This is a genomic window from uncultured Pontibacter sp., from assembly GCF_947492645.1.
Lineage (GTDB): Bacteria > Bacteroidota > Bacteroidia > Cytophagales > Hymenobacteraceae > Pontibacter.
The window spans coordinates 92,543-108,303 of sequence record NZ_CANLMZ010000016.1; the positions used below are offsets into that span (position 1 = coordinate 92,543).

Sequence of the window (15,761 nt, forward strand, 5' to 3'; positions counted from 1 at the left end):
TTGCATTCATGTTTCTCTCTAATATCTGCTGTGTCTCTGCATAGTATGTTTGTTGTTTGCTTATACATATAAGCTAATCTGAAAGCAGATCTGCTCCGGTTTACCACAAATTGCATATACAATCGGCATTTCACTTTTATACTTCTCAATAGTCATAATACCCCTTTATGTAGCTTAACTGCATTCTTTCGAATTAAGAGATGAGCCTACAACAATTCACAACTAGGTAATGATAAAATAGGGAGTAGGGATACCTAATAGGTAATAGGCATTATTTTATTTTGAATTAAACTTTTTAGTGTAAGTAAAGTATATGCACTATATAAAGCTAAATTAATATTTATTTAGTTCATTTTCTGTGGGTATGTTTAAAGGGTTATTTATAAAAAGCTTGCTATGCTTAGGCTGCCTGTACTTTGTTTTGGGATACACGCATACCTGTGACGCACAAGCCTATGAGCATACAGCAGCTAAAGAAGATTCTATCTCTATATCGAATACAAATAAACAGCAAACAGTTGGTTTACTAAACCAGCTGCTGCAAGAACGCCTGCAGAACTCAGTTGATCTGGAGATTGATGGTTTAGTAGTAGATGAAACGATTACAAAGGTAGGGCGCGACTTCTATGATATTTTTCTGATGCAATGGGAAGCTCCGCCAATGGCAAAAAACTTTACTGTGCTAATTAAAGAGCAGCCTGCGCGAGGTAACAGTTCCATTGTTTCCATAACTGTAAATGAACAAAAAATTTTTGAAGAAGCCCTTCAGCCTCGGTACGATTTAATTGAGGAGGTGGCTACTTATATGGTTGCTGTAGTGTATGACTACTTACTGCAAGACCAGTTAAACCAACAGCTTGAAGCTGAGGGTAAAAGAGCAAAAGAAGTTTTCTGATTTTTATAAAGTAAATCAAAATAGATACCCTTATGAAAAAAGTTTTTTACTCATTATGCTTTTTCGCGGCATTTTGTCTGATAGGAGCAGGAGAGGCAATGGCACAGGATTTTGTGTATCAGGCTAAAAACCCTGCTTTTGGGGGCGATCCTTATAACTATAATTGGATGATGAATTCTGCCCAAGCGCAGGACAAACTAAAAGATCCTAAACAAGAATCCCAAAAAAGCCTTTTTGAAGACAATCCTTTGCAAGACTTTAAAAAAGATCTTAACCGACAGATATTAAGCCAGTTGTCAAGGCAACTAGTGACTTCTCAGTTTGGAGAGGATGGCATTACGCCAGGGAGCTATACAATTGGCTCTTATAAAATCGATGTGACAGAAGACAGTAAAGGTATAAATATCATTATTGTGGATAGTGCCACAGGAGACCGTACTTCTGTAACCATACCCTACTACTAAACCCCACAAGGTTCCTATTTCGCGCCAAAATAACCCATAGCCTTACCACCCCAATTAACCCTTATAGTTATGTTGTATAAGCTTAAAAAAGGTTGTCAAGCCTTGTTTTTATTTGCATTTATATATGCCATGCCGGCATGTTCCCCTAATCTGGGTCAGCCTTTCCAAACTACTAGGGCATCTTTGGGAGCCCCTGCACCTGGTAATGCCGATTTGGTTAACCTGCCTGCGCCGCAGCAAAAAATAGTAGCAGCGGTTTATAAGTTTCGCGACCAGACGGGCCAATATAAGCCATCTGTTAATGGTGCCAGCTGGTCTACTGCTGTTACGCAAGGTACTACTACCATTTTGCTTAAATCACTAGAGGAGTCGGGTTGGTTTACTCCCATTGAGCGTGAAAACCTGGGCAATTTGCTGAACGAGCGCAAGATTATCAGATCGACACGTGCAGAAGCAGAAGCCATCACTAAAAAGCCTGAGCCAAACCTGCCGGGTCTTTTATTTGCAGGCATTATTTTAGAGGGTGGCATTATTTCCTACGATGCAAATGTAATAACCGGCGGGGCTGGCTTGCGCTATTTTGGAGCGGGTGGCTCAGGCCAGTACCGTGAAGACAAAGTAACGGTATACCTTAGGGCTATTTCTACCAGCACAGGCGAGATTCTGAAAACGGTTTACACGTCTAAAACTATACTTTCGCAGGCAGTAGACATCGGAATATTCCGGTATGTTAAGTTTAAGCGATTGCTTGAGGCTGAAACAGGTTTCACCTACAACGAGCCCTCCGAAATGGCTGTGAAAGAGGCCATAGATAAAGCTGTGCAAAGTTTAATTATTGAAGGGGTGCAGGAAGGGTACTGGAAACTTAAAAATAAAGACGACCTGCAGTCTCCATTGTTCCGGGAGTACGCTAAGGAAAAAGAGCAGGTAGAAAATAGTGATGTGAACGGAAGGTATGTTGCTGTTAGGCGTGGAGCCTTAGGGTTAAGCGGTGGAGTTGGGCTAATGTTGTATAAAGGTGACTACTCAGGGCAAAAAGTGCAAACGTTTATGGAAGGAGGTTTGAGATTAAGTTCACGTAACAACCTGGCTGTAGACATTAAAGCAGGGAGAGGTAACTTAGCAACAGCAACTTATTTTAATGTGTCAACTAATTTCGCTGAAGCAAACCTTTACTATAATTTTTTTCCGAAGCTTAGGTATACACCCTACTTCCAGTTGGGTAGTGGCGCACTTTTGTATAACAGCGATCAGCAAAGCTATTCTATCGATAGTTTCGATCCATATGTGAAGGCAGGTTTAGGTATTGAGTATCTGGTTACAGATAGAGTTGGCCTGGATTTAAATGTATCTAGTTCTTACTTGATGAACGATAATTTTGATAGTGTAGAGCAGGGTAGGTTTAATGATTACTTCTGGACTGCTAAAGTGGGCTTAAATTTTTACTTAAATCTGTATAAATAAACTATAATTTATAATTAAATACAGAAAGCCAAGCGTAACTGCCTGGCTTTCTGTATTTAAGATCATCCCTTAATCAATTAAAAGTTATATTTATTAATTAAGTATAATAATTATTTAAAAAAATATAAAAAAAACATATATATAATGTAACTATATTTATTCTGCATGGTATAAGGCTTATATAAACAATATAGAAACCTTAAATAATTCAAAAATCATGAAAAAACGTATGATCTACGCAAGTGCAGTAGCACTTTTCTTAGCTGCAACTCCAGCTTTTGCTCAAAGCGGAACAAGCAATGCAGCAGCAATCACCCAAGAAGGTCGTTTAAACGTGGCTGCAGCTAGCCAGGTAAACGGTACAGGAAACGGAGCTGCTATAGCTCAAGAAGGTCGCAGCAACGCTGCTTCTTCATTACAGGTTAATGGTGCAGACAATGCTTCTGCAATCAGCCAGGAAGGTGCTATGAACAGAGCTGCTGTGGCTCAGTTTGGTGGCCTGGATAATAGCGCTGCTGTTGAACAAGAAGGAACAATGAACAGAGCTGCTATAGCTCAGACTGGTGGCGAAGATAACGATGCTGACATCGATCAGGATGGTCTTGGTAATGACGCCAGAATCTCTCAGTTCGGTGGCGAAGACAACGAAGCTGATATCGATCAGGATGGCTTCAGAAACATGGCTGGTGCAGCTCAGACTGGCGGCGAAGACAATGATATCGACGTTGAGCAGGATGGATCTCTTAACATGGCTGGTGTATCTCAAGTAGGTGGCGAAGAGAACAGCACCGAAATTATGCAGGATGGCTACAGAAACACAGCTGTAGTATCTCAGGTTGGCGGTTACGACAACGAAGCTGATATCGATCAGGATGGTGCTCGCAACTACGCAGAGGTTACTCAGCTAGGTGGCGAAAATAATGATGGTGACATTGAGCAGACTGGTGATGATAACGCGGCCTATGTTTCTCAAGTTGGTGGCGATGACAATGATACTGAGATCATGCAGGACGGCGACGATAACACTGCTTATTCTTCTCAGTTAGGCGGAGCTGACAACATGGCTACTATTGACCAGGATGGTGACGACAACTTAGCTAGTGTTGCGCAGGCCGGTTACGACAACATGGCTACTATCGATCAGGATGGTGAGTACCATGTAGCAGGTATAGCTCAGTTGGGTGAAGGTAACGAAGCAACTATCACGCAAACTGGTGACTACCAGACTGCAGTAGTTGCACAATCAGGCGAAGATAACCTGGCTACAGTATTACAGGAAAACCACGGCAATACTGCCCTTGTTGGACAACTTGGTAGAGGTAACTCTGCTGATGTGCATCAGTGGGGTGAGCACGGTACAGCTGTAGTTGGTCAGGCTGGCTGGGGTCATTCAGCTACTGTGAGACAAGGTGGAGCAGGTAACGCTGCTGTAGTTGGTCAGAGTGGTATCAGAAATACTGCAGTAATCACTCAGTAATATCAATACCTTAAATATCCGCGGTGGGGTTTCTCCATCGCGGATATTTTACTTTTAACCGCTTTTCGTTTTAATGTTGATTTATGAAAACAAGTAACTTACTTATAACCTTATGCTTGCTGTTGCTCCAGGTGACGGCTTTTGCGCAAAATACCCAAAGCGAAACGCAATTAGTTAAAAGCATCGCATCTGAAAGAGTTGCTGAAATAACAGCAAAAAGCAGCCTTCAGTCAAAAGTACATGTCTACCAGGCTGGTACTTCAAATTATGCGTCCGTTGCTCAACGGAATGTGTCATCACGCCCTAATGGTGCATTTATTGAGCAGGTTGGCGTACTAAACAGAGCTGCAGTTACACAGCAAGGTGCAGGCAATAGTATATCAGCAACCCAGGTTGGTACCAGGAATTCTTATACAGGTGATTTGGATGGCGTAGGCAACTCTTCTACAGTAGTGCAGAAAGGCGCTTTTAATGAGGTCAATCAAAGGGTTCACGGCAGGCAGCTGGATTATACTTTAATCCAGATAGGTAATAATAACACGATAAACCAAGTAGAAACGAGCTCTAATTCAAAGCCTTATAAGGTGGTGCAGCAGGGCAACAACATGAACATCAGGATTGAGCAGAGCAATGTAGGTTTGCCTCCGGCAGCGGGTGCAAAAAAGTAGGCTATCCGTAAAACTTAGAATACTAACCCCTGCTAACTATACCCTACCCTTAAAGATATATATGCTGTGAAGACTGATGAAAGATATGCTGCCTGTATCAAAACAGAAGTAATTGGCAATAATTTAAAGCTAAAAGGTGTCTTTGAAAATAATACAACAGAGGCCGGGGCTTTTACTTATAAATTTAAGTGTAAGCGCACTAGCAGATCAGGATCATCTATATCCAGCCAATCAGGTGCTGTAAGGGCTGCGGCTGGAGAAGCAATAGTTCTCTCAAAGGTGTCGGTTTCCTTTTCATCTGATAGTGCGTATAAATTGGATCTGACAGTATATAATGGGCTACAAGAAGTGGCGGCAGCCACAGTCAGTTACCCCAGATAAGCTAAGGTGGGTTCTGCCAATAATCAATCAGAAGCATAAGGTTTGTTGGTACAAAAGTATACTTTACCCAGACTGTGTAAACTCCTATAGCTACGCTATTGCAAACTCCCATGCTCCTCTTTTAGAGGTGCCCTCTCCTCCAAATTAAAGCTGCTTGTCCTGGTCCTTTAACAAAATGTTTACAAGCTCACATAAAATTTGAATATATCTCTAAGAGTATAAACTATCTCATTTAATATTCGTATATCAGTATATTATAATTTAATAGTACTTTACGGTTGTGGTGCTTATGGATGTACTATAAGTGCGTAATGCGTAACCCGACTTACTTTGATCTGTGATTATCTAGAGAAATATATTATGTTCAAAACAGCATCTACCCTTAAGCTTTTTTATTTTATTGCGCTATTTATTGGGCTTGCCTCCTGCAACGAAGATACAATAGAGCCAAAAGGAGAGGGATTGATTGAAGGAGTGGTGATTAGCGCAGAAACGGGGGTAGCTATTCCGGCTGCGAGCATTACCACAACGCCTGCTACATCGGCTATTGTAACAGATGAAAACGGAAGATTTAAAATTACCGCAGTTCCTTGGGGGGACTATACTGTGTCGGCTAAAAAGAATGGTTATGGCGCAGAAACTGTAGCTGTTGCAGTTAAAGAATCAAAGAAAGCAGCTGAAGAGAATATTTCGGCTATCACTATTGTGCTATCTAAAAGCAAAGAGCAGCAGGCGTCGCCGGAGCGTCCATATAACCCGGTGCCAAAAGTGGATTCGGTAGATGCGCCTATAGCTGTTACGCTGAGATGGCAAGGAAAAGACCCGGATAAAGGCGACTCGTTAAAATACGATGTGTTACTGTACGTGTCTGGCTCCACCCAGAAGAACATCATATCTCAGGGTAAAAGCGATACAGCCGTTGTTGCTTCGCAGTTAAACTACAGCACAACTTACTTTTGGCAGGTAATTGCAAAAGATAACCATGGCAACGTTACAAATGGACCAGTCTGGACATTTAGAACTGCTGATTTGCCAGATGCAAGGTACCTGTTTGCAAAAAGCGTAAACGGCAACTACGACATTTACAGTTCTGATGGTGCACCAACAAATGTGTTCAGGCTTACAAACAGCTTTAGTAGAGAATGGTGGCCTGTTATGTCGCCAAGAAGAAACGAGATAGCTTACTCCTCTAATGCCGGTATAGAAAACCATATCTATATCATGAAGCGCGATGGCTCAGACAAACAACAAGTAACGACAGTACCTGTGGCGGGTTATCACAACCAGGGCATCGGTTTTGCCTGGTCTCCGGATGGAGGACAGTTATTGTACGCCAACTACGATAACCTTTACCGCGTGGAGCGTGATGGGTCTGGCTTAACCTTGCTGGCCAAAGCGCCACAAAACAGGCACTTCAGGGCTGTTGACTGGACATCGCAGGGAAGTAAAATAGTTATGCAAACCATTGGCTCAAATATAAACGACTCGGAAATCTATATCATGAATGCAAATGGAACAGGTATGGCCTTGTTGGTTGATAATGTGCCAGGTAGGGTTGAGAGCCCGTCATTCTCTATAGATGGCCGCCGGGTAATATATACTCAGGATGTGGCAGGCTTTGAAACACCGGAAGGCAGACAGCTTGATGCGCGCATCTTTGTTCAGAATATAGATGGAACCGGTGTGGTTGATCTTTCTGTGAATAAGCCGGCTGGCACAAATGATCTGAACCCAAGGTTCTCTCCGGATGGAGCAAAGATAATTTTTGTAAACACGTCTAATGATGGTATCAGCAAGAAAGAAGTATGGGCAATGAATGCAGCGGATGGGTCTAACAGAGTGCTTTTGTTTTCTGATGCTGAGATGCCAGACTGGAAATAACCCCTAATCCCTTTAATTATATTTCACCCTTTACCCGGAAGAGCCGCAGCTTCAGCTGCGGCTCTTTTTTATTTGCATAAGCAGGGCAGGCAGCGCTAAGCTAATTAAAACAAAAACAGGGGCGGTTACTGGTGTAGCCGCCCCTGTTTTTATACTTTACGTTACCGTATGTTGCCGCCTGTTGGCAGGTCGTCGTGCCGGTTTTTGTGTACACGGCTGCTGTCGGTGGTAGAGCCGCGCAGGGTTGGCTCTTTGCTGTTGGTGGAAGAGACTTGGGCACCTGTTGTGTGCCCTTGCGAAGTATGATCCTTCGAAGGGTTTTCCTGGTTTTGGTTTTTAGGCTGGCTGCTTTGCTTGTTGCTGTCTTTGCCTGTGTTTTTTGTCTCCATAGTTAGTTGCGGTTAAATTATGCTATTCTCTCTTATCAGTTTCAGTAGTAACTGTACCAGCGGCCTGGTCGGCAAACTTTGGTGTGCCAAACGATGGATCCGCATTGTGGGCCTCATCAGCAGGTTGCTTTTCTTCGGCGGGCCTGCTGCTTTCCCACTCCTTAAACTTATCCAGTTCAGATTTTATACTTGCCATAAACCAGGCAAGCAAGCTGGCATCATCCAATAAACCAATTACAGGTATAAAATCCGGTATCACGTCTATCGGCATCAGGAAGTATAGTATAACAGCCACGCCACCTACAAGTGTAGTTGTTGGGATGCCTTTATACTCTCCGGATGTGGCAGCTTTTATCATGCGCGACAGCAACTGCAGGTTTTCCCATACCTCGCCGGCTAACGTGCCTACACTTTTATTATGCGTTGCCTTCTTAAATGCATCGTTTAGCAGGCTGGCTATTTTAGAAGGGTGCTTCAGGTACTGCTCCGCCTTGTTAAGGATATTTTTAAAGATCTTGCTATCGGCTACCTTCTTGCCATCCTGTCTTTGGTTCTCCATAGTTTTTTACGTTCTGATTCGGGTTGTGTTAATTTACGAAATTTAGCTTTGCTATAGCGTAGGCACTTGCAGGTAGCCATACTTGCGGTGCAAAGTTGCTGAACTAACGATAAGCTTCCTATACTTGATGCCAGTAAAATTGTTGTTTATGCTGTAAACAAAAAAAGCCACGCAGGGTTTACTGCGTGGCTTAAGTATACGTTGTTGGGCCGCCTTAATTTACACGGCCAGCGGCATAGTAGTAATTGCGGTAATATGGCTCTTTTAAAGAGCTTACCATTACGCCGCCACTAGTGGCAGAATGTATGAATTTGTTGTTTTTGAGGTAGATGCCTACATGAAAGACCGGCTGCTTGGGGCTGCGGCGAAAAAACACAAGATCTCCTGTTTGCAGGCTGTCTTTTTTTATACGCTGCACCTCCTGGAACATAGAGTGAGAGCTGCGCCTTAAATCCACACCGTACACATCGCGGTAAATGGCAGATACAAAACCCGAGCAGTCAGTACCTTTTTTGGAGCTGCGGCCGTAGCTGTAAGGGGTTCCTATCCATTTGGCTACTGTTTCTACCAGTTCCCGGGCATCTGGGTTGGCAAAACGCATGTTCAGCTTTTTAGAGTAGTATGCTTCTACCTCTGGCTCACTCTCTTCTTCTACGGGTTCGTACAACTCGAGGGCGCGCACCATGTCTTCGCCTGAATTTATTGCGTAGGGGGTAATAGCATATGCTGCTGTGTTTGCTGGCGTTGCCGACTTAGCTGGTATTACTTCGTAGAAGAAGGATAATACAACAGAGATAACGGCAAGTGCAGTTAATACAATGGTTTTAGTCATAGGGTTTGGCATGTTATCGGCCAGCGCGAAGTTGGCAAACAGTTACACCTTTATTTTCTAAACAAAGCAGGAAAATTGCACTAAATCCTGCTTGATGCGCTGCAATTAAAGCCTGTACGGCCTAGCAGCGCTCAAAAATAAGTACAAAATATTTAAGAGCCAAACAAAGGGCTAAAGCTATTTGCCTGTAAATGTGGTATATCTGCCTTTAAATGGTGTTTGTTTATCCTTAAAGTGCAGTTTTTAATTAAAAAAGCAAGTGTATCAAATACAATTCAGGAGATAGAGTAATGGACTTTAAAATTGTAGAACATTCTTTATTTGCCCGCATTGCCCGTGTGGTTTTAAAAAGTAGCAATGTGGCAATGGTGTTGGGCAAAACCATCTATTTAAGTGGTGTTAGCCGCGATGACTTCATGAAAGATAATGGTTGGGTGGCACATGAGTTGTGCCACATCAGGCAGTTTAAGGAGCATGGGTTTTTCAGGTTTCTGTGGCTGTACCTGGCAGAGTCGTGGCGGGTAGGTTATTACAACAACAAGTATGAGGTGGAAGCCCGCATAGAAGGCATGAAACACCGCAAGTTTATGAACCCAGCACAGCGCGCCGAAAATGCCATCAGCCCAACAGGACTGCCGCTGCCCGGCGATGAAAAGGAAACTGCATAGAATAAGGTAAACAGAAGTTGCTTTATGCCTGCTCGTTGGCGGTTCGGGTCAGGGCGAAATAAATGACGTACAGCCAACTGAAAATGCCATGAAGTATGGCCCAAAGTATAGACCGGTTTCTGGACCACGAGGCAACAACGGCTATAACAGAACCTAAGCCAACCCCATTGTTTATAACCGTTTTTGTGGTATCGGCAGTTTGAGCATACAAGGTGGTAGCGCAAAGGAGCAGCACCAGTAGTAGGGCGAACGTGAATTTGTTTTTCATTATTTGAGGTAGGGGTATAGAGTATCTGCCATTGTGGTGGATGTAATACCAAGATAAGAAATCTCTGTAAAGTATCCATATGGCAGCGCTTACTAATCTGGTTAAGTGCTCCTTTCCTGCTTTACCTCTAACAATGTTCTTTTCTTTTAATAGTGACGCTTCGCCTTTTCCTAGAAGTAAAGTTGGTTACATTGTAGGTCTTAGGTGCAGTTATAAAATCAAAGGCTTCTGTAGCAAATAAAGCAGGCGCTTCCCGTTTTACTTTTGCTTATTAGCATCAGTAAATACACCGCAACGTGTTTCGGCTATGGTTTGCTGCGGTAGGTTAAGCACTAAATTTAGTAAAAAAACACCAACCATTCACGGCTGCGTGGTTTTTCCGAAGGAAAAAATACGTAGCAGTAAATTATAGCCGATGTTACCTGCTGGCTTTTATTTCGCTCAATATTTTTCGTTTGCGCTTTTCTGTTACAACCTTAACCCAATAAGTTACAATAACATCATAACCAGATTCGATTTGTTCTTTTTCGGTCAGTTTTACAACCCAAGTGGCGATTTTATCATCAGTTTGATTCCGTTGCTTAATTTTGTCAAAATAATCAGATTTCGTTCCGAATTTATTTCCGCTGTTTCCCGTTACGAAAAATACTTTTTTATCGGTAAAGTCAAAATTCTGCTTATTATGTTCGGTCATATATTCATTCAGAAATTCAGATTCCGCTTGAGTGAGTTTCGGATTATTATCAATTCCACATTCAGCCAGATTTTGTCCAATTAAGTTGAATGAAATCAGCATTAAAATTATTGTTCCAATTTTCTTCATAAGTTCGGTTTTCAGCTTGCAAGTAACGGCTCTGCTATAAGATGGCGAAGCTACCTTATAGATTTTGTTAGGTGGGGTTCTGTTTCAATTCTTTCTACTATTCTTGAATATCCATTTTCTTTAAGACTAACTCCCAAAAGGCTTCCCATTTCTTAATCTCTATTGACATTCCTATTAATTATAAATGTTACAATTCCCATTATGATAGTATGAACGAACGGTACTAACAACATGTAGAAGCCCCACACCAAAGCTCCGCCGTATTCAGAATGATAAATTCTACCATTGATGAAGTAAATGGTATAGATGACAAGTATTGATGCATTTATGAAGATGAATGACTTTCTTTTTGACCATCCTTCCATAAGTCTGTAGATGACGTACCAAAGGAATGAAACAAGAACGGTAAGACCCAATAGATACTTTGCTATTTCTTCAACTACTTCATTTGGCACCATCTAATCTTTTCATAATTTGAATACCACCTAACGGTGTTGTATATTAGGTGAGCAAGGCTTAGCCGAAGCTTAACTTATGTACAGGGTTAGGTGAAGTAATATTGGCAATAGTAGCAAACATTCTTGTCTCTGTTTAAGATGTTAACTACTATAAATTAATTTCTCTCCACTCAATTTGGGAAAGCATACGTAGAATCGACTACAACTCGAATCTTTCCCTCTTTTTCAAAATACTCCAATTCAAATTCACAGGGCAGTTGGTTATAAATCAACCCTGTACCATCATTCTTTACCACTTTTTCACCTTCGTTGCACTTGATAAAGCTCCATGAAACAGGATCGAATATAATAGGGTCCTTCAATAACTCAATCCCCATTTCCTTAATTTTGCTTTCAAATTCTTCTTGTGCAGGGTTATCCTTGATCTGTTCTTCCAAACCTGAATAAACTGCCACTAAGAAGCCCTCAACTACCGTGTAATTTAAAGGGTAATCCCTCGTTTCCGCATAGCTTAGGATAGAATGATTGACAGTAATCACTTTTCTAGTGTCACCAAGGAACATGAATATATTGATTACAGTGCTTTTATTGTCGAGATTGTAACACTCTGCGTACATCATTACGGCCTTCTTCACCCAATCGTCCTCCTGTAGCTCAATGTAGAATTGGTGAGCTCCTCCTGGCTCGGATCCATTTTCAGTGAACCTACAAGCCGTCTGTAAAACAGCCAAAAGGCTAAGCAATAAAATCTTGACTGTTTTTTCTATTCTAAAGCTTGCCACTTGATTTCTATTTAAAATTCAAAGAAGGGTGCGCAAAGCAAAGACAAACTTGCTTTGCCATACTTGCTATTCCACCTAACGGTTTGCCTGATAAGGTGTGCGAGGCGAAGCCAAAGCATAACTTATAGGTTGGGTTAGGGGTTAGTAATTTTGCTGTTCTCTTTGTGACTTCTTTTCTTCATTATACTTTTCCAATTCCAGTTCTAAATCTCCAATTGGGTTGTATATGATACTGATGTGCGCTGAACTTAACTCACTTTCTGGGACAAAAGCCGCACTTACCTTAAAATTTTCAGCTTCCCAAATTGCTTGTCTGTGCTCTGTGTCAGGGTCTTTATGATTTTCTATGGGCTGCCCGTATTCCAGCTTTAACTTTTCTAAAATTTCAGAATATTCCTTATTAGATATTTCTTCATTTTGCTCGTAACCCAATCCCTGACCAAAAAAGATTCTAAAACTATCCAATCTGTCGGTAAAGAATATTGGCTCAAGTATACCGTCCCTTTTTATCACATTGCATTTATAAATAAGCACCCTTTTGTGCTCGTAGGGTTCTTCAATAATCTTCTCTAGGAGAACACCATCCTTTAGATATTTACTGATTAAATGGTTGTATTCATAATAGGGCATACCTAACCTTAAGTCTAGAAAGCTTATTTTTTGATTGTCGAATCTACTACAACCAAAAAAACCAAAGACCAAAGCAAGAGTTAAACAAATGAGCTTTTTCACTTTAATTTCTTATTGCCCCTAACTATAGTATATAAGGAGCAGTTCCGGTTATCTGCTATATATGCGAAGGTGTTTCTACTTAGATTAAAAACTGCTTTTGCAGGTAACCATATAGGGTTTACACAATACAAGATAATACTAATGCTGTTATCTGGCAAATACTATACTGTGTTAAATTAAGTAGTATGTAGTGTATTGGTAATGAGGGATTTAATTGCAGGTATAATGGTGTTGTGTTGGCAATTTGCTCAGAAATACGCCTTTCGTTAAATAGCCGGACTATCTATATCCGTGTTATTACCCGAGTATATCCGTTTATATACGGCTAGCATACTTTAAAACAAAAAGTCCCTGCCACATAACCTGGCAGGGACTTTTTACTTTTGCTTGTCCTTAAATTACGCTTCTCTCCACTTAATGGTACAACCAATGGCTTTGGTGTTTGGTTGGCTTATCGTTTTGCCGGCTACCATTTGGTCTAGGGCTGCTTCAGCGTATTTCTTCTCTACTTTAGAGGCGTCGCGGGAGTTATCGTCTATGGTGCCTATATAGGCTACCTTATACTTGCCGTCTTTCTGCTTCTGCACAATGTACAGGTGCGGTGTGCGGGTGGCACCGTAGGCTTTGGTTATCTCCTGGGTTTCGTCGTGGAGGTAGGCAAACGGGAAGTTCTTTTTCTTGGCGCGTTGCTGCATATCGGCGTAAGAATCCTTAGGCGATGCCGTTGCGTCGTTTGGGTTGATGGCAATAACCGGGTAGCCTTTTGGCGCATACTTTTTGTGCAGGTCGATGATACGGTCTTCGTAGGCAACTGAGTATGGGCAGGTGTTGCAGGTAAAGGTAACTATAAAGCCTTTGGCATCTTTATAATCAGCCATGGATACCATTTTTCCATCAACGTTCTTTAGTTTAAAATCGCGGGCTGTATCGCCAACCTGGTAACCGTTGTCGGCAGGAACAGCTGCCAGTAACACGCCCACAAGCAGCAGGCACACCATGTACACGAGAGGTAGGTTCGGTTTTTTCATAGAGGTAAATGTTATGGTTTATACTTTAAGATTATACTTTGCAATTCCTCCTGCGATAGCTCTTTCTCCACGAACTCGTACTGCTTGCGCTTGTTGTTAAACACCATAGTAGCAGGTATGGCACCGCTCCACTTTGGCTCTAGTTTGTCTATCCAGGTGTTGGCGTCTACCTCATCCAGCAGTAGCACATCCGATTTTAGACTGCGTTTCTGCACAAAGGGTTTAACGCGTTTTTCCAGGTCTTCGGCAGCATCCATACTTACCAGCATTACGCGCACCGGCTGGTTTTTATATTGCGCGGTCAGCGCTTCAAAGTATGGCATCTCTTTGATACAAGGTTTGCACCAGGTTGCCCAAAAATTTACCACATACAAGGTATCGTGCGGGGCGTTGCGTATCTGCTCCAGCTCTTTATACTTTATTACTTTTACCTGCTGGGCAAAAGCAGGTGCCGAGATAAGTATAAATGCCAGCGCGGCCAGTAACAGGTTCAGTTTTCGTGTTATCATCCTATAAGTAACGTGTGCAGCAAAAATATACGTGTGTTGCTGCATAAAATTAACATTTACAGCGGGTTTTGTAAACAGCGGGCAAAGTATAATCAGGAGCAATTTTTGTTCTTGGAAGTACTGGTTATATGGTGTAAACAAAACAGCCACGGCTTAAAGTATAAACCGTGGCTGCTGCTGATCTTATTTTGGATTTAGCTTGCTACTGTGGCAGCTCCTGCGGTACGAACCGCCTTGTTTGGCTTCTTCTTTTTGCGGAGCTTGTTTATCCAGATCAAGGTACCGGTTATTGGTAAGCTAGTGGCTACAAGGCACGCAATAAAGTATAAAATCTTGGAGAAAGTGCCGTATACGTTGCCCAGGTGCAGCGGCTTTATCAGCGATACAACTTGTTCGTTTAGGGCTTTATCAGAGAATTTATCAACTTTAAGCGGCTCAGCGTTGTGCTTGTTCAGCTGTACTTTATCAGAGGCTGCAAGCGCAAAAAAACCAGTCTTGCTTTTCTGTATAACCACGGCAGTTGTATCGTCTGCTGGCAGCGACACGCGCAGGTCGCCGGCGTAAGGCAGGAGTAAGTTAGCCTGCTGTATGTAATCTTCTGTAGTGGCTGTAGTGGGCGCAGCGGCAATGGTGGCTGGTTTCTCTTTACGGCCTTTAAAAACCTCAGAACCCATTACGCTGCTCAGGCCATGGCGGTACCACTCAAAAGACCAGCAAAGGCCTGTAAGCGCCATTATCAGCAACAGAATTGAGGAGTAAAAGCCCAGGGTGTTGTGCAAGTCGTGGTTAACGCGTTTCCATTTAGCGTTGGTTTTGATCTTTAAGCCTTGTTTCCAGTTTTTGCGCTTTACCGGGAACCACAGCACCAGGCCTGTAAGTACCAGAAACGTGAAGATGATCGTAGAAGCGCCTACAATTATTTTGCCTGCATCGCCCTCAATCAGCAACCAGCGGTGCAGTTTCATGATGGTAGAGAAAAACGCTGCGGTAGCGCTTTCAGGTGTGCCCACTACCTGGCCTGTATAGGGGTTTACGTAGTAAGTAGCTGGCCTGCCTCCGCTTCCTTCACCTTTGCCTTTTTCTCCGCCTTTACCTTGTTTTCCTTTTTCGCCACCCTTGCCTTTCGGGCCACCCTCAGCTCTTTTGTCGCCTTCAGGCCCTTTTGCCGGGGCCACGCCTACGCTGTAAGTGCTGCTTTTATCCTCAGGTATGCTTATACTTACCACATTGCCTTTTAGCTCTTGCTCCAGCTTCGCAATCAGTATACTTGGGGCCATTGGCTGTGCATTGGCCGGCACCTCTACTGTGTATTTCTCAGGAGCCATAAACTCCTCTACCTCATCCTTAAAAGTATAAATTGTGCCCGTAAGGCAAACTACAAATAACACAAGGCCGCTGGCAATGCCAAGCCACAAGTGCACATCGTTAAAGAGCTTCCGCAAAGTATACTTTTTCATAATAAGTGAGAGGTAAGGAGAGATAA

The 15,761-nt window shown here is 42.5% G+C and carries 18 protein-coding genes; 8 read left to right on the plus strand and 10 right to left on the minus strand.

Annotation, left to right across the window (positions count from 1 at the left end; genetic code table 11):
- The first annotated feature begins 421 nt into the window (after positions 1 to 421).
- From Q1A23_RS18965 to Q1A23_RS18995, 7 genes are all read left to right on the plus strand, one after another.
- Complete coding sequence (locus Q1A23_RS18965) at positions 422 to 895, plus strand: CsgE family curli-type amyloid fiber assembly protein (RefSeq protein ID WP_299826367.1); 474 nt, start codon at positions 422 to 424, stop codon at positions 893 to 895.
- Between the two features lie 32 nt (positions 896 to 927).
- The gene (locus Q1A23_RS18970) at positions 928 to 1,359 is read left to right on the plus strand and encodes a curli production assembly/transport component CsgF (protein WP_299826369.1); all 432 of its coding nucleotides are present in this window, start codon (positions 928 to 930) and stop codon (positions 1,357 to 1,359) included.
- 129 nt (positions 1,360 to 1,488) lie between these two features.
- Positions 1,489 to 2,823: a CsgG/HfaB family protein gene (locus Q1A23_RS18975; protein WP_299826371.1), complete on the plus strand. Its 1,335-nt coding sequence runs from the start codon at positions 1,489 to 1,491 to the stop codon at positions 2,821 to 2,823.
- 217 nt (positions 2,824 to 3,040) lie between these two features.
- Positions 3,041 to 4,300: a hypothetical protein gene (locus Q1A23_RS18980; RefSeq protein WP_299826373.1), complete on the plus strand. Its 1,260-nt coding sequence runs from the start codon at positions 3,041 to 3,043 to the stop codon at positions 4,298 to 4,300.
- An 83-nt stretch (positions 4,301 to 4,383) separates the two neighbouring features.
- Complete coding sequence (locus Q1A23_RS18985; protein ID WP_299826375.1) at positions 4,384 to 4,968, plus strand: hypothetical protein; 585 nt, start codon at positions 4,384 to 4,386, stop codon at positions 4,966 to 4,968.
- A gap of 66 nt (positions 4,969 to 5,034) precedes the next feature.
- On the plus strand, positions 5,035 to 5,349 hold the full coding sequence (csgH, locus tag Q1A23_RS18990) for a curli-like amyloid fiber formation chaperone CsgH (RefSeq protein ID WP_299826377.1): 315 nt from the start codon (positions 5,035 to 5,037) through the stop codon (positions 5,347 to 5,349).
- A 360-nt stretch (positions 5,350 to 5,709) separates the two neighbouring features.
- Positions 5,710 to 7,230, plus strand: coding sequence for a carboxypeptidase regulatory-like domain-containing protein (locus tag Q1A23_RS18995; RefSeq protein WP_299826379.1), 1,521 nt, complete (start codon positions 5,710 to 5,712; stop codon positions 7,228 to 7,230).
- 161 nt (positions 7,231 to 7,391) lie between these two features.
- Here the strand turns inward: Q1A23_RS18995 and Q1A23_RS19000 are convergent, their stop codons facing one another.
- From Q1A23_RS19000 to Q1A23_RS19010, 3 genes are all read right to left on the minus strand, one after another.
- A complete protein-coding gene (locus Q1A23_RS19000) occupies positions 7,392 to 7,619 on the minus strand; it encodes a hypothetical protein (RefSeq protein WP_299826381.1) in 228 nt (75 codons plus the stop codon).
- 22 nt (positions 7,620 to 7,641) lie between these two features.
- On the minus strand, positions 7,642 to 8,178 hold the full coding sequence (locus Q1A23_RS19005; protein WP_299826383.1) for a YkvA family protein: 537 nt from the start codon (positions 8,176 to 8,178) through the stop codon (positions 7,642 to 7,644).
- A 214-nt stretch (positions 8,179 to 8,392) separates the two neighbouring features.
- The gene (locus Q1A23_RS19010; RefSeq protein ID WP_299826384.1) at positions 8,393 to 9,010 is read right to left on the minus strand and encodes an NlpC/P60 family protein; all 618 of its coding nucleotides are present in this window, start codon (positions 9,008 to 9,010) and stop codon (positions 8,393 to 8,395) included.
- 290 nt (positions 9,011 to 9,300) lie between these two features.
- Between Q1A23_RS19010 and Q1A23_RS19015 the strand changes: the two genes are divergently transcribed.
- Positions 9,301 to 9,678, plus strand: a complete 378-nt coding sequence (locus Q1A23_RS19015; protein WP_299826386.1) for a hypothetical protein — start codon at positions 9,301 to 9,303, stop codon at positions 9,676 to 9,678.
- Positions 9,679 to 9,700: 22 nt separating this feature from the next.
- On the opposite strand, the gene Q1A23_RS19020 is transcribed toward Q1A23_RS19015, so the two are convergent.
- From Q1A23_RS19020 to Q1A23_RS19050, 7 genes are all read right to left on the minus strand, one after another.
- Complete coding sequence (locus Q1A23_RS19020; RefSeq protein ID WP_299826388.1) at positions 9,701 to 9,946, minus strand: hypothetical protein; 246 nt, start codon at positions 9,944 to 9,946, stop codon at positions 9,701 to 9,703.
- Between the two features lie 418 nt (positions 9,947 to 10,364).
- The gene (locus Q1A23_RS19025) at positions 10,365 to 10,769 is read right to left on the minus strand and encodes a hypothetical protein (RefSeq protein ID WP_299826390.1); all 405 of its coding nucleotides are present in this window, start codon (positions 10,767 to 10,769) and stop codon (positions 10,365 to 10,367) included.
- Between the two features lie 628 nt (positions 10,770 to 11,397).
- Entirely contained in the window at positions 11,398 to 12,009 is a 612-nt protein-coding gene (locus tag Q1A23_RS19030; protein ID WP_299826392.1) for a hypothetical protein, read from the minus strand.
- Positions 12,010 to 12,150: 141 nt separating this feature from the next.
- Positions 12,151 to 12,741, minus strand: coding sequence for a hypothetical protein (locus tag Q1A23_RS19035; protein ID WP_299826394.1), 591 nt, complete (start codon positions 12,739 to 12,741; stop codon positions 12,151 to 12,153).
- A gap of 398 nt (positions 12,742 to 13,139) precedes the next feature.
- A complete protein-coding gene (locus Q1A23_RS19040; RefSeq protein ID WP_299826396.1) occupies positions 13,140 to 13,769 on the minus strand; it encodes a thioredoxin family protein in 630 nt (209 codons plus the stop codon).
- Positions 13,770 to 13,780: 11 nt separating this feature from the next.
- Positions 13,781 to 14,278 (minus strand): TlpA disulfide reductase family protein, encoded by a 498-nt coding sequence (locus Q1A23_RS19045; protein ID WP_299826398.1) that lies wholly within the window; start codon positions 14,276 to 14,278, stop codon positions 13,781 to 13,783.
- 194 nt (positions 14,279 to 14,472) lie between these two features.
- Entirely contained in the window at positions 14,473 to 15,735 is a 1,263-nt protein-coding gene (locus Q1A23_RS19050; RefSeq protein WP_299826400.1) for a PepSY-associated TM helix domain-containing protein, read from the minus strand.
- Between the last annotated feature and the right edge of the window lie 26 nt (positions 15,736 to 15,761).